Origin of the sequence: Mycobacterium colombiense (genome assembly GCF_003284935.1) — a bacterium.
GTDB classification, from domain to species: domain Bacteria; phylum Actinomycetota; class Actinomycetes; order Mycobacteriales; family Mycobacteriaceae; genus Mycobacterium; species Mycobacterium arosiense_A.
Map to the genome: position 1 here is coordinate 81,699 of NZ_QMEV01000012.1, position 18,421 is coordinate 100,119.

The following is an 18,421-nucleotide window of genomic DNA, read 5'->3' on the forward strand; positions in this document are numbered from 1 at the left end:
CCGTAACGACCGCCGTTGCGGCGCCGCGAATCCGCGATCACAGTCGGGGTCGCAATTGCCTCACGATTCAATATCACCACTCTAGTAACAGGGTCACCACTCGTACCATCGACTTTGTGTGATTCCCACCAGCTAGGACCGGCGGGACGCGCCGACACAACACATAGTCAGATAGAGGAGACTTCCGTGCCGAACCGACGCCGACGCAAGCTCTCAACAGCCATGAGCGCGGTTGCCGCCCTGGCAGTGGCGAGTCCTTGCGCATACTTCCTTGTCTACGAATCGACTGCCGGCACCAAGGCGCCCGAGCACCACGAGTTCAAGCAGGCAGCGGTGATGAGCGACCTGCCCGGTGAGCTGATGGGCGCCCTGTCGCAGGGGCTGTCGCAGTTCGGGATCAACATGCCCCCGATTCCGGCCTTGAACGGGGGTGCGACCGGCACGCCGGGTCTCGCCAGCCCCGGCCTGGGCACTCCCGGCCTGGGCGCTCCGGGCCTGGGCACTCCGGGCCTCGGGACTCCCGGGCTGGGGACGACGGGCCTGACCAATCCGGGCGTGACCAGCCCCGGTCTGGCCAGCCCCGGTCTGACCAGTCCCGGCGTGACGAGTCCTGGCCTGACCAGCCCCGGTGCGGCGCCCTTGACGCCCGGGCTTGCGGCCCCCGGCGCGTTGCCGACCACCCCCGGTGGCGGTGTCGCGACCCCCGGTGCCGGGCTCAACCCGGCGCTGTCCAACCCCGGGCTGACCAGCCCGGCCGGTGTGACCCCGGGTCTGGGTGGGCCGGCGTTGTCGCCGAGCGAGGTGCCGATCGATTCCGGGGCCGGGTTGGACCCGGGCGCCGGTGGCACCTACCCGATCCTGGGCGACCCGTCGACCTTCGGTAACGCGTCGCCGGTCGGCGGCGGGACCGGCCTGGGCGGCGGTTCGGGCACCGGTGGTGCCAGTGGCGGTCTGGTCAACGACGTGATGCAAGCCGCCAACCAGCTGGGTGCCGGCCAGGCGATCGACCTGCTCAAGGGCCTGGTCATGCCGGCCATCACGCAGGGTATGCAGGGTGGCGCCGCCGGTGCCCTGCCGGGTGCCGCGGGTGCCCTGCCTGGCGCCGCGGGTGCCCTGCCGGGTGCGGCGGGTGCTCTGCCCGCCGCCGCGGGTGCGGCCGGTGCGTTGCCGGCGGCCGCCGGCGCGGTGCCGGCGCTGCCCCCGGTCTAGTCCTTTACAAACCCTCCACAAGACGGCACCGCAGAGATATCTGCGGTGCCGTCGATTTTGGTCGAGATTCGCCGACGCTCAGCTCGTGTCGTCACATAGATAACATTAGGAACACACGTAACATCAGCTGGTGTCCCGCAGTCGTGCGCCAACGATGCTGCTCACCGCAATGGCGGCGACCGTCGTCCTCGTCTCGTGGGTGGCGGACACGACACGCGATCGCGGCGCCGCCAGCGCGCGGCCGTCCCGCGGCACCCAGCTGGTCGAACAGCCGCTGGTCGGGCTGGGGGCCGGCGTCACGGTTCGCGAAATCAGTCAGGACGCGCCCTTCTCCCTGGTCGCCCTCACCGGCGACCTGGCCGGCACCTCGACGCGTGTGCGGGCCAAGCACCGCGACGGCTCGTGGGGCCCGTGGTATCAGACCGAGTACGAAACCGCGGCGCCCGACGGGGCCAGCGCGGCCGGGTCCCTCGAGGGACCCCGCGGCACCGACCCGGTGTTCGTCGGCGCCACCACGACGGTCCAGATCGCGGTCACCCGCCCGCTCGACGCCGCGGTGACCCAACCGCCGCCGGCACCCCCGAGCGACAAGGCCGAGCTGGGCTACAAGCCGGCCTCCCGGGAACAGCCCTTCGGCCAGAACATCTCGGCCGTCCTCATCTCCCCGCCGCAGGCGCCGGCCGACACGCATTGGACACCACCGGCCGGAGTCTTGATGCCCGGCCAGGCTCCGCCCATCATCAGCCGCGCGGAATGGGGCGCCGACGAATCGTTACGATGCGGTTCCCCGCAGTACGACAACGGGATTCGCGCCGCGGTGGTCCACCACACCGCGGGCAGCAACGACTATTCGCCGCTTGAATCGGCCGGCATCGTCAAGGCCATCTACACCTACCACAGCAAGACGCTGGGCTGGTGCGACATCGCATACAACGCGCTGGTGGACAAGTACGGCCAGGTGTTCGAGGGCAGCGCCGGCGGAATGACCAAGGCGGTGGAGGCTTTTCACACCGGCGGGTTCAACCGCAACACGTGGGGCGTGGCGATGATCGGCAACTTCGACGACGTGCCGCCCACCCCGATCCAGCTGCGGACCATGGGCCGGTTGCTGGGCTGGCGGCTGGGCCTGGACGGCGTCGACCCGAAGGGCACGGTGCAACTGGAATCGGCCGGCAGCCACTACACGACCTTCCCGGCGGGCGCCATCGCGACGTTGCCGACGATCTTCACCCACCGCGACGTCGGCAACACCGATTGCCCGGGCAACGCGGCGTACGCGTTGATGGACGAAATGCGGGACATCGCATCGCATGTCAACGATCCGCCCGAAGAGTTGCTCAAGGCGCTGCAGGGCGGTGCAATCTATGACCACTGGCAGGCGATCGGCGGGATGAACAGCGTGCTGGGCGCCCCGACCTCACCGGAAGACAGCGCCGACGGCGACGCCCGCTTCGTCACGTTCGCCCGGGGCGCGATGTACTGGTCACCCGAGACCGGCGCCCAGCCGGTGACCGGCGCCATCTACGACGCCTGGGGCTCACAGAGCTATGAACGCGGTCCGCTCGGACTGCCGACCAGCGCGGAAATACAAGAGCCGCTACAGATTACGCAAAACTTCCAGCACGGCACCCTGAACTATGAGCGGCTGACCGGAAACGTCAGCGAGGTCGTCGACGGGATCACGATTCCGCTGACCACCGAATCCCCAAGCGGCCCAACGGTACCGGCCGAGCACTTCTCGCTGCCGTCACACCCGACGCCGACGTGACCGAGTACCGCTAAAGCCACCAGCGTTCCAGCACGCGGCCCACCCCGTCGTCATTGTTGGGGGCGGTGACCTCGTCGGCGGCGGCCTGCACGTCGGGATGGGCGTTGCCCATCGCCACGCCATGCCCGGCCCAGCGCAGCATCGGCAGGTCGTTGGGCATATCGCCGAACGCCACCACCTCCTCGGGAGCGATCTCCAGCGGCCGCGCGATCTCGTCGATGCCGGTGGCCTTGCTGGTCCCCAACGGGACGATCTCGATCAGGCCGTTGTTGGTGGAGTAGGTGATGTCGCCCTCGATGCCGACGTGCTTGGCCAGCTCGGCCGCCATGTCGGCGCTGCGGGCTCCGGACCGGCGGATGAGCAGCTTGATCGCCGGGGCGCTGAGCAGATCCTGGATCGACACCTCGGTGTTGTCCGGGTTGAGCCAGGCATGCTCGTAGCCCGGCGAGCTGACGAACTGCGGCGTCGCCGTGTCATGCGCGCTTTCGCCGATCCGCTCGACGGCCAGGCCCGCGCCCGGGATGACGCGGGTGGCCAGCTCCGCCAACTCGGCCAGGGTGTCGACGCCCAGCGTGCGGGCGGACACCACCCGGTCGGTTGCGGCGTCGTAGATGACAGCGCCGTTGGCGCACACCGAGATCGGCGCGAAACCCAGCGCGTCGACGACCGGACGGATCCAGCGCGGCGGGCGGCCGGTCGCCACCACGAACTGCGCACCGGCGCCCACCGCGGCGCGGATGGCGTCGCGGGTGCGCGGGGAGATCTTCTCGTCGTCGTCGAACAGGGTGCCGTCGACGTCGCACGCGATGAGCGCCGGCAGGGTCATGAAAACCACCCGCTACGGCGGCCGGCCGGACCGCTCAATGCAGCCCGCTCTGGTTCTGCCCGGGCCGGGTCACGCCGTCGGTGCCGTACTTTCGCAGCCGTTCCTGGAGCTCCGACAACCGCAGGGCCCGGGAATCCTCCTGGGTGGGCGCGCTGCCGCCCAGGCGCCGCGGCACCCAGTATTCGTCCTTCGGGTGCGGATATTCCTCCTGCACCCAATACAGCAGGTCGTTCATCGCCGAGCGCAGCAGCAGGTTGAGTTCCTCGGGCGTGCCCCGCGGGGGCAACGGCTGCCCGGCCGCCACGGTGATCGGCACCTTGTTGCGGAATACCTTCTTGGGATGGTCCTTGGGCCAGATGCGGTGCGCGCCCCAGACGACGATCGGGACGATCGGCACGCGGGCGTCCAGCGCCATGCGCGCCGCCCCGGTCTTGAACTCCCGCAGTTCGAAGCTGCGGGAGATGGTGGCCTCGGGATGCATCCCGATCAGCTCGCCCTCGCGCATGCGCTGCACGGCCACCTCGAAAGCGTCGTGCCCCGCCCGGCGGTCCACCGGGATGAGCCGGGCGTGATTGATGACGTAGTTGACCGCCTTCACGTCGGCCATCTCGGCCTTGATCATGAAGTACGCCCGCCGCTTGCGCTCGCGGACGGCCATCAGCGTCGGGAGCCAGTCCAGGTAGCTGGTGTGGTTCTGGGCGAGCAGGGCGCCGCCGCGCTCGGGAATGTTCTCCAGGCCGTGATAGGTGAACTTGGTCCCCTGCATCGCGACCATCGGCGGAACGATCCATTCCGCCAGCCGGTAGAACCCCTCGGGCATGTCTTCTCCTTCGCCTACTGCGACGGGCGCTCGGCCCTTTTAGCCGAGCGGGCCGCCGCCTCGGTGGCCTCTATGCGAGCGGCCTCGGCCATAGTCGGCGCTCCGCCGCCCAGGCGGCGCGGCATCCAAAACGCTCCGGGCTCGCCCGGATAGTCCTCTTGAGCCCGGTGCAGCAAGGTGGTCATCGAGTCGCGCAGGGCGGCGTCGGTCTGCGCGATGTCTTCGCGCGCCGCTAACGGCGCGCCTACCTGCACAGTAATGGGTATTTTGGCGCGGCCCACATTTCGCGGGTGATCCTTGGTCCAGATGCGCTGCGCTCCCCAGACGATCAGCGGCACGATCGGGACGTCGGCCTCGATGGCCATCCGCGCGGCGCCGGTCTTGAATTCCTTGAGCTCGAAGCTGCGGCTGATGGTGGCCTCGGGATACACCCCCACCAGCTCGCCCTCGCGCAGCCGCTGCACCGCCACCGCGTAGGCGCCCGCCCCGGCGCCGCGATCCACCGGGATGGTGCGGGTGTGCTTGATCAGGAAATTGACCGGCTTGACCTGCTGCATCTCGGCTTTGATCATGAACCTCAGCCGACGCCCCCGGCGGTGGACGGCCAGCGCGGCCGGCAGGAAGTCGACGTAGCTGGTGTGGTTGATCGCCACCACGGCGCCGCCCCGTTCGGGGATCTGCTCCTCACCGCGGTAGGTGATCCTGGTCCCGGTGGCCTTGACGACCAGATGAGCCAGCAGCTCCAACGCGCGGAAGGTCGGCTCCACCATCGATCACTACTCCGGCGCTCCTGCGGACCGGGCCCGCCGAGCCGCCCGGGCGGCCGCCTCCTCGGCCTCCAGCTGGGCCGCCTCCGCCAGCGACGGGGCGCCGCCGCCCAGCCGGTGTGGCACCCAGAACTCGCCGGCCGGATGCGGCCCGTACATCTCCTGCGCGCGCTCGAGCAGATGCTGCATGCGCGAGTGCAGCAGCCCCTTGAGTTCCTCGATGGCCAGCGTGGGCTCGATCGGTTCGCCGACCAGCACCGTGATCGGAACCTTGGGCCGCCAGAGCTTTTTCGGGTGATCCTTGGTCCAGATCCGCTGGGCGCCCCAGACGATGTGCGGAACGATCGGCACCCCGGCCTCGACCGCCATCCGCGCGGCCCCCGATTTGAATTCCTTGATCTCGAAGCTGCGACTGATCGTGGCCTCGGGGTAGACGCCGACCAGCTCGCCGTCCTTGAGGTGGCGGACAGCGGCTTCGAAGGAGGCGGCGCCGTCCTGGCGGTTCACCGAGATGTGCCGCAGGCTGCGCATGATCGGCCCGGTGACCTTGTGGTCGAACACCTCCTGTTTGGCCATGAACCGCACCTTGCGTCCCAGGCCCTGCTTGTAGGCCGGCAGCCCCGCGAAGGTGAAGTCGAGATAACCGGTGTGGTTGATCGCGATCACCGCTCCGCCGCTGGTCGGCAGGTTCTCCACGCCGGCGACCGTGATCTTCAGGCCCTGGACGCGCCACACCAGGCGGGCGAGTTGAATGACAGTCCCGTAAACCGGTTCCACAGCAGTTCAGCCTAATGCTCCCGGCCGAGTGCCGCCCCCACAGCCGGAAATCGCAGGTGGCTCGCGCTAAGCTCGGGGGCTGAAAAGCCGTCATCCCCGGCCGAGGCCGCAGAAGCCTTTCGCAGGCCTTCTACCGGCCCCAGGAAGGTATCAGTGCAGGTCACCAGCGTCGGCCACGCCGGATTTCTGATCCAGACCCAAGCGGGCAGCATCCTGTGCGACCCCTGGGTCAATCCCGCCTACTTCGCGTCCTGGTTCCCGTTCCCGGACAACAGCACGCTGGACTGGGACGAACTGGGCGCCTGCGACTACCTGTACGTGTCTCACCTGCATAAGGACCACTTCGACGCGAAGAATCTGGCCGAGCACGTCAACAAGGACGCCGTCGTGTTGCTGCCGGACTTTCCGGTGCCCGACTTGCGAAACGAACTGCAGAAGCTGGGTTTTCACCGATTCTTCGAGACGACCGATTCGGTCAAGCACCGGGTCACCGGCCCGAACGGCGAGCTCGACGTCATGATCCTCGCGCTGCGGGCCCCCGCCGACGGACCGATCGGCGATTCGGCGCTGTTGGTTTCCGACGGCGCGACAACGGTTTTCAACATGAACGACGCCCGTCCGGTGGACCTCGACGTGCTCGCCTCCGAATTCGGGCACATCGACGTGCACCTGCTGCAGTACTCCGGGGCCATCTGGTACCCCATGGTCTACGACATGCCGGCCCGCGCCAAGGAGTCGTTCGGCATCCAGAAGCGGCAACGCCAGATGGACCGTGCCCGCCAGTACCTCGCCCAGGTCGGGGCGAGGTGGGTGGTTCCGTCCGCGGGACCGCCCTGCTTCCTCGACCCGGAGCTGCGCCACCTCAACGACGACCACGCCGATCCGGCCAACATCTTCCCCGACCAGATGGTGTTCCTCGATCAGATGCGCAGGCACGGCCACGACGGCGGCCTGCTGATGATCCCCGGATCGACCGCCGATTTCACCGGCTCACAGTTGAATTCGCTGAACCATCCGCTGCCCACCGATCGGGTCGAGGCCATCTTCACCACCGGCAAGGCCGACTACATCGCCGACTACGCCGAGCGGATGGCGCCCGTCGTCGCCGCGCAGCGGGCGAGCTGGGCGCCGGCCACCGGCGAGCCGCTGCTGGAACCGTTGCGCGCGCTGTTCGAGCCGATCATGTCGCAAAGCGACGAGATCTGCGACGGAATCGGCTACCCCGTCGAACTGGTGCTCGGGCCGGAAACCGTCGTCCTGGACTTCCCGAAACGGGCCGTGCGGGAACGTATTCCGGATGAAAAGGTCCGCTACGGCTTCGAGATAGCGCCGGAGCTGGTGCGCACCGTGCTGCGTGATCGCGAGCCGGACTGGGTCAACACCATCTTCTTGTCGACCCGGTTTCGGGCCTGGCGAGTCGGCGGCTACAACGAGTACCTGTACACATTCTTCAAGTGCCTGACCGACGAACGGATCGCCTACGCCGACGGCTGGTTCGCCGAGACGCACGACGACTCCGCGTCGGTCACACTGGACGGCTGGGAGATTCAGCGCCGCTGCCCGCACCTCAAGGCCGACCTGTCGAAGTTCGGCGTCGTCGAGGGAAACACGTTGACCTGCAACCTGCATGGGTGGCAGTGGCGGCTGGACGACGGGCGCTGCCTGACCGCCAAGGGCCATCAGCTGCGGAGTTCGCGAGCGTGAACGGGTCCTACGACGACGGCCTGGTCCAGTTGGATCGCGCGGCGATCACGTTGCGCCGCTACCACTTTCCTTCGGGCACGGCGAAGGTGATCGCGCTCGACGCGATCCGCGGGTACAAGGCCGAGCAGCTGGGGCTGTTCACCCAGCGGTTCCGGATCTGGGGCAGCTCGGACTTCCGCCGCTGGCTGCCCCTGGACATCGGCCGTCCGCTCAAGTCGACGTTGATCACGCTGGACGTGCCGGGCACACGGCCCAGCCCCGCGTTCACGCCGGCGCGTCCCGAGGAGTTCACCGCCCTGCTGGACGACCTGCTGAGCCAGCGCGGCTAGGGCGCGGCCGCGCCCCTGCGGTCGGCGAGCGCCTGGTGCGCCGCGTTGTAACCGGGGATGAAGGTGATGCCGGGCCCGCCGTGGCAGCCCGCGCTACCCAGGTACAGGCCCTCGATCGGGATCGGCTGGCCGAGGAAGCCCCGCGGGCCGGGCCGGTTGGGCCCGACCTGGTTGGCGTTCAGCAGGCCGTGGCAGTAATCCCCGCCCGGGGCGCCGAACATGACGCCCATGTGCTTGGGCGTGAAGGTGGTGTGCCGGATGATGCTGCGTTCGAAATTCGGGGCGAGCCTGGTGATCTTGTCGATCACCCGTTGGCCCATCTCGACCTTGGCCTGCCCGTAATCGACGTCGCCCTCGATAGGGAAGAACAGCGCGAACGCCGACGCGGCGTGCTTTCCCGCGGGTGCCAGGTCCGGGTCGTTCTGCGACGGGATCTGCAAGACGACGGTCGGGTCGGCCGGGACGATGCCGAGCCGTGCGTCCTCCCACTGCTGCTGGACTTCCTCCGGAGTGCAGAACAAGCCGATCGAGGCCTGCATGGCCGGTTCGTTGAGGGCCTCATACGGCGCGGCGAAGACGGGGGCCTCCTCGAGCGCGAAGTGCATCTGCAGGTAGCTGCCGCGGTGGTCGATGCGCGCATAGCGCTCCCGGATGTCGGCGGGCAGCGCGGCGGGGTCGATCATCTCGTTGAGCGTGACGTCCGGGGCGATCCCGGAGACCACGATCGGGGCGTTCAACGTCTCGCCCGCCTCGGTGCGCACGCCGGTCACCCGCCCGTCGTCGACGAGGATCTCGGTCACCTTGGTGCGCAACCGAAGTTCGCCACCGTGGCGTTGCAGCACGTCGCACAGGTGCGAGGTGAGCGCGCCGATGCCGCCGCGCAGCTTCTTCATCTGCATGGTGTCGCCGTCGGGAACGCCGAGGCCGAAGGCGAGCGCGGCCGCGCTGCCCGGCGTGGCCGGTCCCCGGTAGAGCGTGTTGACGGCGAGCACGGTCATCGAGCCGCGGATCGCGCCGAACTTCTCGCGGTCGGGCAGATAGCGGTCCAGCACGTCGGTGACCGAGCCGAACAGCATGTCGTCGATCGCCGAGCGCTCGAATTCGTTTGTGGCGCAGGCATACATCTCGTCGATGCTCTTGGGCGGTGTTCCGGCTTCGAACCGGCCCAGCGCGCGGGTCGGGCCCTGGCTCCACGCCATCAGCCCGGCCATCCCGTTGACGGCGTCGGCCCCGTGCACCTCGTTGAGATGGGTGAACAGCTTGATGGGGTCGCTGTATTGCACCAGCGGGTCGTCACCGACGCCGCGCACCGCCACCGACATCACGTCCAGGTCGATGGTCGGCAGGTCATCCAGGCCCAGCTCGTCGACCACCACCTGCGACGTCGGGAACTGCACCGAGCCGGCGATCTCGAACTGGTACCCGTCGAAAAGCTCCACGGTGGAGGCCATGCCACCCGCGTAGAGCTTGGGATCCAGGCACACCGTGCGCAGCCCGGCCTTCTGCAACAGCACTGCCGCGGTCAGCCCGTTGTGGCCCGCGCCGATGACGATGGCGTCGTATTCAGTCATGTCTGCCCTCCGAAAGGGAGGCTCGCACGGCGGCAAAGTTTTGTCAATTATGACGAAACTGCGGTGATCCACGTGCCGGAGATCCCGCCGCGCAGCGACTCGAGCGCCACGTGGGTGATCCGGGCCAACTCGCCCAGCGACCGTTCGTCGCCGACCATCCAGGCCTCCATGGCGCCGAACACCGCCGCCGCGATGCACCGCGCGCTGACGGTGATCCGCAGCCGCATGTCCGGGGTGGGATCGGCCGCGGCGCCGCGCCGGCGCAGCTGCTCCTCGATGGCGTCGGCCAGGTCGGCCTGGACGTCGCGGATGTGCCGCACGATGCGCCCCTGGTCCACGTCGCCGCCCCGCAGCGCGGCGATTTTCGTCACGGCCTCAACGTCATAGGGGAACGCGAAGACGGCCGCCTGCACCGAGTCGATGACCGGCTCGTCGACCGGCCTGGCGGCCAGCGCCGCGCGAAACCAGTGCAGCCCGGTGTAGTCCGCGAACAGCAGGTCGTGCTTGGAGCTGAAGTGGCGGTAGAACGTCCGCAACGACACCCCGGCGTCGGCGGCGATCTGCTCGGCCGACGTGTCCTCCACGCCCTGGGCCAGGAATCGCACCAGGGCGGCCTGGCGCAGCGCTTCGCGCGTGCGCTCGCTGCGCGCCGTCTGAGCGGGCCGGACCATGGCAGTAAGATACCAAGAACCTTTTTGACAATATTGACAAAACTTCGGGAGCCGGGTGAGACTGCGCCCATGGTCTCGCTACTCACCCACGCGGTACTCGGACTGGCGGTCATCAGCTGGATCGTCATGGCCAACAGAGGAGTTTTCGCCCGGCCGGCCACCGGCCCGCTGTTCTCGCCAATGGAAGTCGTGTACTACGTCGTCGGCATCGCGTCGGTCGCCCTCGGCTGGTACTTCAACATCACCTACGTGCAGGAGTACTCGCACGGATCCACCAACCCCCTGTGGGGTGAACACGGCAGCTGGCTCGAGTACATCAGGCTGATGTTCACCAACCCGGCAGCCAGCTCGGCCAGCCAGGACTACACCATCGCCAATGTTGTTCTGCTGCCGCTCTTTACGATCGTGGACGGCTATCGCCGGGGCTTGCGCCACCCGTGGCTGTACTTCGTGTCCAGCCTGTTCACCAGCTTCGCGTTCGCCTTCGCGTTCTACTTCGCCACCATGGAGCGCCAGCGCCGCCACGAGCGAGACCGCGCCACGGTCGCCGCCTAGCCGATCGGTTTGGCGGCCCGCCATTTCTGCCGGCCGCCCCGGACCTCGGTGTGGATCTCGGTGAATCCCGCCGCCGCCAGCCGCCCGCGCAGGTCGGCCGGCGCGATCGGGTTGTAGGTGTCGGCGACGTGCAGCAGCCGGAACGCCAACGACGGGACGCCGTCGCTGCCGGCGAAAACCCCGCCCGGCTGCAGCACCCGGAACGCCTCGGCGAAGAGGCGGTCCTGCAGCTCGGCGCTGGGAATGTGGTGCAGCATCGTGAAACACACCACCGACGTGAAATGGTCCGCGGGCAAACCCGTTTCGGTGCCGTCACCGTGAATGATGCGCGCCCGCTCGCCGTACTTGCGCTGCAGGCGATCGGCCATCACGCCGTCGACCTCCACGGCGGTCAGCGACGCCGCCCGATCGAGCAGCGCGCGCAGTGTCGCCCCGTATCCGGGGCCGATTTCCACAGTGCGCGCGCCCAATTCGACGTCCTGCAGGGCCCACGGCAACAGCTGATCGGCCACCGACTTCTCCCAGCCCGCCGAGCTACAGCGGCGCCGGTGCAACAGATTCATCGCCATACCGACAACGCTAGGCGCCCGGACGGATGCGGGCTTCCGATATCCTGCCTTGATATGTCGGATTTCAGCCATCACGGGTTGGCGACTTCGTCGCAGACGCTGCCGCCGGGGTCCCACATCGAGCGGCATCGACATCCGCTGCACCAGATCGTCTACCCGTCCTCGGGTGCCGTCTCGGTGACCACCCCGACCGGAACGTGGATGACGCCCGCCAATCGCGCGATCTGGATACCGGCCGGGTGCTGGCACGAACACAGGTTCCACGGCACCACGCAGTTTCACGGCGTCGCGCTGGACCCCGACCGCTACCGCCGCGGCCCCTCGGCCCCGGCCGTGCTGGCGGTCAATCCGCTGATGCGCGAACTGATCATCGCGTGTTCGCAAACCGATGGCACCGACACCGACGAGCACCACCGGATGCTGGCGGTGCTGCACGATCAGTTGCAGGCGACCAGCATTGCCGAGGCGCTGTGGATTCCGACACCGGTCGACAGCCGGTTGCGGCAAGCGTGCGCACTGATCGCCGGAAACCTGCGTGAGCCGTTGTCGCTGCGGCAGATTGGCGACCGGCTCGGCGTCGGCCAGCGCACGCTGAGCCGCCTGTTCAGCGACGAACTGGCGATGACGTTCCCGCAGTGGCGCACCCAGGTCCGGCTGCAACACGCCCTCGTGTTGCTCGCCGAGCGGCGCGATGTCACGTCGGTGGCGGCCGAATGCGGTTGGGCCACACCGAGTGCCTTCATCGACACCTACCGGCGGGCCTTCGGCCACACCCCCGGTCAGGTGGCCGGCAAGGCGTTTTAGCCGACCGGTTCGAGCACTTCGGTGCCGACGAACGGCACCAGGGCCTCGGGCACCCGGACGCTGCCGTCGGGCTGTTGGTGGTTCTCCAAAATCGCCACCAGCCACCGCGTGGTGCCCAGCGTCCCGTTGAGCGTGGCGGCGGTCTGCGGTTTGCCCGCCTCGTCGCGATAGCGGGTGGCCAGCCGGCGCGCCTGGAACGTGGTGCAGTTGGACGTGGACGTCAGCTCGCGGTAGGCGCCCTGGGTGGGAACCCAAGCCTCACAATCGAATTTGCGCGCGGCCGACGAACCCAGGTCGCCCGCGGCCACGTCGATCACCCGGTATGGCACCTGGATGAGGGCCAGCATCTCGCGCTGCCAGCCCAGCAGCCGCTGGTGTTCCGCCTCGGCGTCCGCGGGTGTGCAGTAGACGAAGCCCTCGACCTTGTCGAACTGATGCACCCGGATGATGCCGCGGGTGTCCTTGCCGTAACTGCCTGCCTCGCGGCGAAAACACGACGACCAGCCCGCGTACCGCAGCGGCCCGCCGGACAGGTCCAGGATCTCGCCGGAGTGGTAGCCCGCCAGGGGCACCTCCGAGGTGCCCACCAGGTACAGGTCGTCGGCCTCCACGCGGTAGACCTCGTCGGCGTGCGCGCCCAGGAATCCGGTGCCGGCCATCACCTCCGGGCGCACCAGCACCGGCGGGATCATCGGGATGAAGCCGTTCTCGACGGCCAGCCGCAGCGCCAGCTGCAACAGGCCGAGCTGGAGCAGCGCGCCCTTGCCGGTCAGAAAGTAGAACCGCGACCCGGACACCTTGGCGCCGCGCTGCATGTCGATGAGCCCGAGCGCCTCACCGAGCTCGAGGTGGTCCTTCGGGTTGTCGATCGCCGCGGGCTCGCCGACCACGTCGAGCACGGCGAAGTCGTCCTCCCCGCCGGCGGGCACCCCGTCGATGACGACGTTGGAGATCGCCATGTGCGCCGCGGTGAACGCCGCCTCCGCGTCGGCCTGGGCGGCTTCGGCGGCCTTGACCTGCTCGGCCAGTTCCTTGGCGCGCGCCAGCTTGGCCGGGCGCTCCTCCGGTGAGGCCGCCCCGACGCTCTTGCTGGCGGACTTCTGTTCGGCCCGCAGCCCGTCGGCCGACGAGATCGCGGCCCGGCGGGCGGCGTCGGCGGTCAACAAGGCGTCTACCAGCGCCGGGTCTTCGCCGCGGCTCAGCTGGGAGCGGCGCACGGCGTCGGGGTCTTCCCGGAGCAGCTTCAGGTCGATCACGGCCCTGAGACTACTTTCACCGGTTCGGGCCGGCTGGCGGCGCATCCCGGAAAGTCGCAGGACTCACATCAGTAACTTTTGTCACCGGTCTCAGGCGCTGCTGTCAGAATGGAGCGGATGTCGCAAGCGCCCGAGAAGGAACTTTCGGAAGCCCGGGAAGGCCGGGGGGTCGAGTCGTCCGCCGGCTCGGCCGGTGAGTCGTCCGAACTGCAGCCGTCGGCCTTCGGCTGGCCGCGCAGCCTGCAGGCCCGCGCGACCCGGCGCGCGCTGCTGCTGACCGCGCTCGGTGGCCTGCTGATCGCGGGGCTGGTGACCGCGATCCCCGTCGGCGGTCCCGGCTCGGGTCGGTTCCTCGACAGCAGCCCGGTGCGCAGCACCGGAACCAAAAGCGACGCCGCCTTCAACCGGGCCACGCCCGGGGAGTGCCTGATGTGGCCGGACACCACGCCCGAGTCGGCGCGGATCGTCAACTGCGGCGACGACCACAAGTTCGAGGTCGCCGAATCCATTGACATGCGGACCTTCCCGGGCTCCGAGTACGGGCCCAATGCCGCGCCTCCGACGCCGGCGCGCATCCAGCAGATCACCCAGGAGCAGTGCGAGGCCGCCGTTCGCACCTACCTCGGCCCCAAGTTCGATCCGAACAGCAAGTTCACCGTCAGCCTGCTGTGGCCCGGCGACCGAGCCTGGCGCCAGAACGGCGACCGCCGGATGCTGTGCGGCCTGCAACTGCCCGGCATGAACAACCAGCAGCAGCCCTTCAAGGGCAAGGTCGCCGACGTCGACCAGTCCAAGGTGTGGCCGGCCGGCACCTGTCTGGGCATTGACTCGGCGACCAACCAGCCGACCGACGCGCCCGTGGACTGCGCGGCGCCGCACGCCATGGAGGTCACCGGCACGGTCAACCTGGCCGAGAAGTTCCCCGGCGGCCTGCCCGCCGAGCCCGACCAGGACGGCTTCATCAAGGATTCGTGCACCAAGATGACCGACGCGTACCTGGCTCCGGTCAAGCTGCGCACCACCACCTTGACGCTGATTTACCCGACGGTGCCGCTGGCCAGTTGGACGGCGGGCAGCCGCGAGGTGGCCTGCAGCATCGGCGCGACGCTGGGCAACGGCGGCTGGGCCACCCTGCTGAACAGCGCCAAGGGCCAGCTGCTGATCAACGGTCAACCGCCGGTGCCGCCGCCCGACATTCCCGAGGAGCGGCTCACCATGCCGCCCATCCCGCTGCAGGCCCCGGCCCAGCCGCCGTCCACCCAGTCCGGCGCCGGCACCGGCTCGGCCCCGGAGATCCCGCCGAACAACCAGCACCTGCCCGGCCAGCAGCCCGCGCAGCAACCCCAGCAGCAGGCCCCCCAGCAGCAGGCGCCCGCCCAGCAGGCGCCGCCCGCGGACAACGGCGCCCCGCCCGCCAATCCGGCACCCGAGGCGCCCGCGCCCGCGCCGCCGCCACCGGCCAATCCCGCCCCCGAGGCACCGCCCGCCGAGCCGCCGCCGGGAGGCTAGGCGGGTGTCCGTCAGGATGGATCCGCAGCGCTTCGACGAACTGGTCTCCGACGCCCTCGACCTCATCCCGCCCGAGCTGGCGGCGGCCATGGACAACGTCGTCGTGCTGGTCGAAGACCGCCATCCCGAGGACGCCGAACTGCTCGGCCTGTACGAGGGGGTGGCGTTGACCGAACGCGACTCCGACTATTTCGGGTCGCTGCCGGATGCCATCACCATCTACCGCGACGCGCTGCTCGACGTCTGCGAATCCGAGGACGAGGTCGTCGAGGAGGTGGCCATCACCGTGATCCACGAAATCGCGCACCACTTCGGCATCGACGACGACCGCCTCCACGAGCTGGGCTGGGCCTGACAACCGCACACGGCGCCCCTTGCTGGGCGCGGCATCCCGGTTTTGTCCGCGACGCGTGCTATGAACTCACCTATGAGCATTGACTGCCGCGACTGCCGGGCAGGCTTAGATCACTGTCACGGCACCATCATTCGCCACGCGCTGCACCGGTCGGAATGCACGGAGCCGGACTGCTTCAGTCCCGAGTTGTTGCCGCACGCCTTCGTCATCGACTGCGACGCCGTCGGGTGCGTGTGCACCGAAGCGATCGCGCTGGCAGTCTGACCGAGGGGTCAACCCATCGGGTCGGTGCTTGACTGCACCGCGTCCGCGACCGGCGTCGCCTCTTCCTCCGGATAGAACGGCGGGGTCAACGTTCCCCAGCGCACGCAACTCCACCGCCCGTCGGTGATCGGGGTCAGGGCCACCGATTGCGCGTTGTCCAGGTGATTGTCCAGCGCGAAGTCGGCTTCGACGCCGGCCAGCACCGCGGCGGCCAGCCGGATCGCCGCGCCGTGGCTGACGACGACGATGTCGCCGTGGAAGTCGCGGTCGTCGAGGTAGCGCAGGCGCAGGTCGGTGAGCACCGGAACGTAGCGGTCCAACACGTCGTTGCCGGTCTCGCCGCCGGGCAGCGCCACGTCGAGCTCGCCGTGATGCCACCGCTGGTAGATCGCATTGAACTCGGCGACCGCGTCGTCGTCGTTGCGGTTTTCCAGCCGCCCGACCTGCACCTCGTGCACCCCGGCCACCTCGATCGGGGACATGTCGACCTGGCCGCCGATCACCTCGGCCGTCTGCGACGCCCGGGTGGCGACCGAGTGCGCGAGCATCGCGGGGCGACCCGTGCCGCGGGCGAACGCCCGGGCCTGGTCGCGGCCCAGCGGGGTCAGCTCCGCGCCGGGCGGGCGGGTGTCGAGGCGGCGTTCGACGTTTCCGAAGGACTGGCCGTGGCGCACCAGGATCAACCGGCCGCTCACCGCTGCGCTCCCCCCGCGGATTCGTCGCGCTTGCCGTCGCGCAGCTGACGAAGCCAGCGCGCGGCCTCCTCGGCGGGCGGCGGCAACGCCCCGGCCGGCGAGCCCGTGGGCCAGGAACCGAGATAACGCACATCAGCACAACGACGGTGCAGCGCTTTGAGTGCCTCGGCGACGGCGTCGTCATCGATGTGGCCCACGCAGTCGGCGAAGAACCGGTAGATGCCGAGTCCCGTTCTGGTCGGCCGGGATTCGATGCGGGTCAGGTCGATGCCCCGGACGGCGAATTCGGCGAGCGCGGCCAGCAGCGCGCCCGGCGCGTTGTCGATGCGCAACACCACCGAGGTGCGGTCGGCTCCGGTGCGGGCCGGCGGAGGCCCCGGCCGGCCGACCAGCAGGAAGCGGGTCCGGGCGTTGGATTCGTCCACCACACCCTCGGCCAGGGTGGCCAGGCCCCAGTGCGCGGCGGCCAGCGGCGAGGTCACCGCCGCGTCGACGTGGCCTTCGGCCACCTGCTGGGCGGCGTCGGCGTTGGAATACGCCGGCCGCAGCGCGGCGTCGGGCAGATTGGCGGCCACCCACTGGCGCACCTGGGCCGCCGCCACCCCGAAGGCCGCCAGCGTCCGCACGTCCGCCGCCTCGCGGCCGGGTTTGACGACGATGCTGAACGCGACGTCGAGCGTCGTTTCGGCGAATACCTGCAGGGCCGAGCCGATGGCCAGGCTGTCCAGCGTCGGTGTCACCGAACCGTCGATCGAGTTCTCGATCGGGACGCAGGCGTAGTCGGCGGAGCCGTCGCGCACGGCGTCCAGCGCCGCGGAGGTGCTGTCGACCGGCGATGGTTGCACGCCGGCCGGGCCCGCTCCGGGGACCAGTCCCGCGGCGGTGATCTGTCGCAACGCCGCCTCGGTGAACGTCCCCTCCGGACCGAGGTAAGCGATGCGGGCCACGTCCCAACCCTAGCGGCGCGCGGCCCAGAAAAGTCTTGCGACGCCACCGCGGGTAAGTTAACTTAGGCTTACCTAATCGAAGGATGAGAATGGTGTTACCGCTGAGCTGCCCCGCCCCGTCGACCGCCGAACGCATCCGCAGCGCCTGTGTCCGCGCCAGCGGCGCGCTGCTGGCCATCGAGCACGACGACCCGGTCCCCACCCCGCTGCACCACCTGATGGACGACGGATCCGTTGCGCTGGCGCTTCCCGTCGAGCGGGAGCGCGAGTTGGTGCGACCCGTCTCGGGATCCCAAGCGCTGCTGGAGCTGACGGACTACGCGCCGCTACCGCTGCGCGAACCGGTCCGTTCGCTGGTGTGGGTGCGCGGGCGCCTGCAAGAGGTACCCCCGACGGACGTCCTCGACATGCTCGACCTGATCGCCGCCGAGTGCCCGAACCCGGCCCTGCTGGGCATCGACACCCCCCGCTGCGCCCCCGGCGACCACCACGAGCCGCGCTACACGCTGTTGCGGCTCGAGATCGCCTCGGTGGTCGTCACCGATGCCACCGGCGCCGAGCCGGTCAGCGTCGGCGACCTGCTCGACGCCCGGCCGGACCCGTTCTGCGCGCTCGAGTCGAGCCTGCTGTGGCACCTGGACACCGCCCACAGCGACGTCCTGGCGCGGCTGGTGTCCCGGCTGCCGGCGCCCCTGCGGCGCGGGCACGTGCGGCCCCTGGGCCTGGACCGCTACGGCGTCCGGTTCCGCGTCGAGGGCGACGATCGCGACCACGACGTCCGGCTGCCGTTCCACAAACCGGTCGACGACATGACCGGCCTGAGCCAGGCGATCCGGGTGCTGATGGGCTGCCCGTTCATCAACGGGCTCCGGGCGCGCGGCTAGCCGGGAGCGCGGCGCACCGGCGCCTCCGCGGGCCGGCCACGTACGTTTACCGGGTGAACGGCGACCGCTCACCGCACCGCCGGCGGCCTCCCGGAGGGGGCCCGCCCGGCCCGCCGCACCCCGAGCCTGCGCAGGTGATCC

Annotated in this window: 19 protein-coding genes and 1 pseudogene; 10 read left to right on the forward strand and 10 right to left on the reverse strand. The window is 69.4% G+C overall.

The genetic code is table 11. From position 1 onward, the window contains the following. Window positions 1-186: 186 nt before the first annotated feature. Together DQP57_RS27130 and DQP57_RS08765 are read left to right on the forward strand one after the other, a co-directional pair. Entirely contained in the window at window positions 187-1,209 is a 1,023-nt protein-coding gene (locus DQP57_RS27130; protein ID WP_240631714.1) for a PirG, read from the forward strand. A gap of 130 nt (window positions 1,210-1,339) precedes the next feature. Beyond that, window positions 1,340-2,977 carry an N-acetylmuramoyl-L-alanine amidase gene (locus DQP57_RS08765; RefSeq protein ID WP_430918540.1) on the forward strand — a complete coding sequence of 546 codons (1,638 nt, stop codon included), beginning with the start codon at window positions 1,340-1,342 and terminating at the stop codon, window positions 2,975-2,977. Window positions 2,978-2,987: 10 nt separating this feature from the next. Here DQP57_RS08765 and DQP57_RS08770 read toward each other — a convergent pair whose 3' ends face one another. The 4 genes from DQP57_RS08770 to DQP57_RS08785 are packed head-to-tail and all read right to left on the reverse strand — an operon-like array spanning window position 2,988 to window position 6,167. Beyond that, window positions 2,988-3,803 carry an HAD family hydrolase gene (locus tag DQP57_RS08770; protein ID WP_112632626.1) on the reverse strand — a complete coding sequence of 272 codons (816 nt, stop codon included), beginning with the start codon at window positions 3,801-3,803 and terminating at the stop codon, window positions 2,988-2,990. Window positions 3,804-3,837: 34 nt separating this feature from the next. Continuing rightward, on the reverse strand, window positions 3,838-4,623 hold the full coding sequence (locus tag DQP57_RS08775; protein ID WP_112632598.1) for a lysophospholipid acyltransferase family protein: 786 nt from the start codon (window positions 4,621-4,623) through the stop codon (window positions 3,838-3,840). A 14-nt stretch (window positions 4,624-4,637) separates the two neighbouring features. Then, window positions 4,638-5,393, reverse strand: a complete 756-nt coding sequence (locus DQP57_RS08780) for a lysophospholipid acyltransferase family protein (protein ID WP_112632599.1) — start codon at window positions 5,391-5,393, stop codon at window positions 4,638-4,640. Window positions 5,394-5,399: 6 nt separating this feature from the next. Continuing rightward, window positions 5,400-6,167 carry a lysophospholipid acyltransferase family protein gene (locus tag DQP57_RS08785; RefSeq protein ID WP_112632600.1) on the reverse strand — a complete coding sequence of 256 codons (768 nt, stop codon included), beginning with the start codon at window positions 6,165-6,167 and terminating at the stop codon, window positions 5,400-5,402. 153 nt (window positions 6,168-6,320) lie between these two features. On the opposite strand from DQP57_RS08785, the gene DQP57_RS08790 reads away from it, so the two are divergent. Both DQP57_RS08790 and DQP57_RS08795 read left to right on the forward strand, forming a co-directional pair. Then, window positions 6,321-7,871: an MBL fold metallo-hydrolase gene (locus DQP57_RS08790; protein ID WP_112632601.1), complete on the forward strand. Its 1,551-nt coding sequence runs from the start codon at window positions 6,321-6,323 to the stop codon at window positions 7,869-7,871. Next, entirely contained in the window at window positions 7,868-8,200 is a 333-nt protein-coding gene (locus DQP57_RS08795) for a hypothetical protein (protein ID WP_112632602.1), read from the forward strand. Before DQP57_RS08790 ends, DQP57_RS08795 begins: the two co-directional genes overlap by 4 nt. Here the strand turns inward: DQP57_RS08795 and DQP57_RS08800 are convergent. Both DQP57_RS08800 and DQP57_RS08805 read right to left on the reverse strand, forming a co-directional pair. After that, on the reverse strand, window positions 8,197-9,771 hold the full coding sequence (locus DQP57_RS08800; protein WP_112632603.1) for a phytoene desaturase family protein: 1,575 nt from the start codon (window positions 9,769-9,771) through the stop codon (window positions 8,197-8,199). The two genes, DQP57_RS08795 and DQP57_RS08800, sit on opposite strands and share 4 nt — an antisense overlap. A gap of 47 nt (window positions 9,772-9,818) precedes the next feature. Further along, window positions 9,819-10,442: a TetR/AcrR family transcriptional regulator gene (locus DQP57_RS08805; RefSeq protein ID WP_112632604.1), complete on the reverse strand. Its 624-nt coding sequence runs from the start codon at window positions 10,440-10,442 to the stop codon at window positions 9,819-9,821. Window positions 10,443-10,511: 69 nt separating this feature from the next. On the opposite strand from DQP57_RS08805, the gene DQP57_RS08810 reads away from it, so the two are divergent. Then, a complete protein-coding gene (locus DQP57_RS08810) occupies window positions 10,512-10,997 on the forward strand; it encodes a DUF2834 domain-containing protein (RefSeq protein WP_112632605.1) in 486 nt (161 codons plus the stop codon). On the opposite strand, the gene DQP57_RS08815 is transcribed toward DQP57_RS08810, so the two are convergent. Then, window positions 10,994-11,566 carry a class I SAM-dependent methyltransferase gene (locus DQP57_RS08815; protein ID WP_112632606.1) on the reverse strand — a complete coding sequence of 191 codons (573 nt, stop codon included), beginning with the start codon at window positions 11,564-11,566 and terminating at the stop codon, window positions 10,994-10,996. The genes DQP57_RS08810 and DQP57_RS08815 overlap by 4 nt on opposite strands. 54 nt (window positions 11,567-11,620) lie before the next feature. On the opposite strand from DQP57_RS08815, the gene DQP57_RS08820 reads away from it, so the two are divergent. Then, window positions 11,621-12,370: an AraC family transcriptional regulator gene (locus tag DQP57_RS08820; RefSeq protein WP_112632607.1), complete on the forward strand. Its 750-nt coding sequence runs from the start codon at window positions 11,621-11,623 to the stop codon at window positions 12,368-12,370. On the opposite strand, the gene serS is transcribed toward DQP57_RS08820, so the two are convergent. Next, entirely contained in the window at window positions 12,367-13,626 is a 1,260-nt protein-coding gene (serS, locus tag DQP57_RS08825; RefSeq protein WP_112632608.1) for a serine--tRNA ligase, read from the reverse strand. The two genes, DQP57_RS08820 and serS, sit on opposite strands and share 4 nt — an antisense overlap. A 108-nt stretch (window positions 13,627-13,734) precedes the next feature. Between serS and DQP57_RS08830 the strand changes: the two genes are divergently transcribed. From DQP57_RS08830 to DQP57_RS08840, 3 genes and pseudogenes are all read left to right on the forward strand, one after another. Beyond that, entirely contained in the window at window positions 13,735-15,135 is a 1,401-nt protein-coding gene (locus DQP57_RS08830; RefSeq protein ID WP_112632609.1) for a septum formation family protein, read from the forward strand. 4 nt (window positions 15,136-15,139) lie between these two features. Beyond that, window positions 15,140-15,562 (forward strand): annotated as a pseudogene (locus DQP57_RS08835) (metallopeptidase family protein); the annotation flags it as partial. Next, on the forward strand, window positions 15,563-15,754 hold the full coding sequence (locus DQP57_RS08840) for a hypothetical protein (RefSeq protein WP_112632611.1): 192 nt from the start codon (window positions 15,563-15,565) through the stop codon (window positions 15,752-15,754). An 8-nt stretch (window positions 15,755-15,762) separates the two neighbouring features. Here DQP57_RS08840 and DQP57_RS08845 read toward each other — a convergent pair whose 3' ends face one another. After that, a complete protein-coding gene (locus tag DQP57_RS08845) occupies window positions 15,763-16,449 on the reverse strand; it encodes a histidine phosphatase family protein (protein ID WP_112632612.1) in 687 nt (228 codons plus the stop codon). After that, window positions 16,446-17,396 (reverse strand): prephenate dehydratase, encoded by a 951-nt coding sequence (pheA, locus tag DQP57_RS08850; protein WP_112632613.1) that lies wholly within the window; start codon window positions 17,394-17,396, stop codon window positions 16,446-16,448. Before pheA ends, DQP57_RS08845 begins: the two co-directional genes overlap by 4 nt. Window positions 17,397-17,485: 89 nt before the next feature. Between pheA and DQP57_RS08855 the strand changes: the two genes are divergently transcribed. Continuing rightward, the gene (locus DQP57_RS08855; RefSeq protein WP_112632614.1) at window positions 17,486-18,280 is read left to right on the forward strand and encodes a DUF2470 domain-containing protein; all 795 of its coding nucleotides are present in this window, start codon (window positions 17,486-17,488) and stop codon (window positions 18,278-18,280) included. Window positions 18,281-18,421 lie beyond the last annotated feature (141 nt).

Coding starts and splice junctions, on each gene's coding strand:
- DQP57_RS08810 (WP_112632605.1), top strand. CDS start 10,512: ATGGTCTCGCTACTCACCCACGCGGTACTCGGACTGGCGGTCATCAGC.
- DQP57_RS08815 (WP_112632606.1), bottom strand. CDS start 11,566: ATGGCGATGAATCTGTTGCACCGGCGCCGCTGTAGCTCGGCGGGCTGG.
- DQP57_RS08855 (WP_112632614.1), top strand. CDS start 17,486: ATGGTGTTACCGCTGAGCTGCCCCGCCCCGTCGACCGCCGAACGCATC.
- DQP57_RS08830 (WP_112632609.1), top strand. CDS start 13,735: ATGGAGCGGATGTCGCAAGCGCCCGAGAAGGAACTTTCGGAAGCCCGG.
- DQP57_RS08840 (WP_112632611.1), top strand. CDS start 15,563: ATGAGCATTGACTGCCGCGACTGCCGGGCAGGCTTAGATCACTGTCAC.
- DQP57_RS08770 (WP_112632626.1), bottom strand. CDS start 3,803: ATGACCCTGCCGGCGCTCATCGCGTGCGACGTCGACGGCACCCTGTTC.
- DQP57_RS08820 (WP_112632607.1), top strand. CDS start 11,621: ATGTCGGATTTCAGCCATCACGGGTTGGCGACTTCGTCGCAGACGCTG.
- DQP57_RS08800 (WP_112632603.1), bottom strand. CDS start 9,771: ATGACTGAATACGACGCCATCGTCATCGGCGCGGGCCACAACGGGCTG.
- DQP57_RS08775 (WP_112632598.1), bottom strand. CDS start 4,623: ATGCCCGAGGGGTTCTACCGGCTGGCGGAATGGATCGTTCCGCCGATG.
- DQP57_RS08780 (WP_112632599.1), bottom strand. CDS start 5,393: ATGGTGGAGCCGACCTTCCGCGCGTTGGAGCTGCTGGCTCATCTGGTC.
- DQP57_RS08805 (WP_112632604.1), bottom strand. CDS start 10,442: ATGGTCCGGCCCGCTCAGACGGCGCGCAGCGAGCGCACGCGCGAAGCG.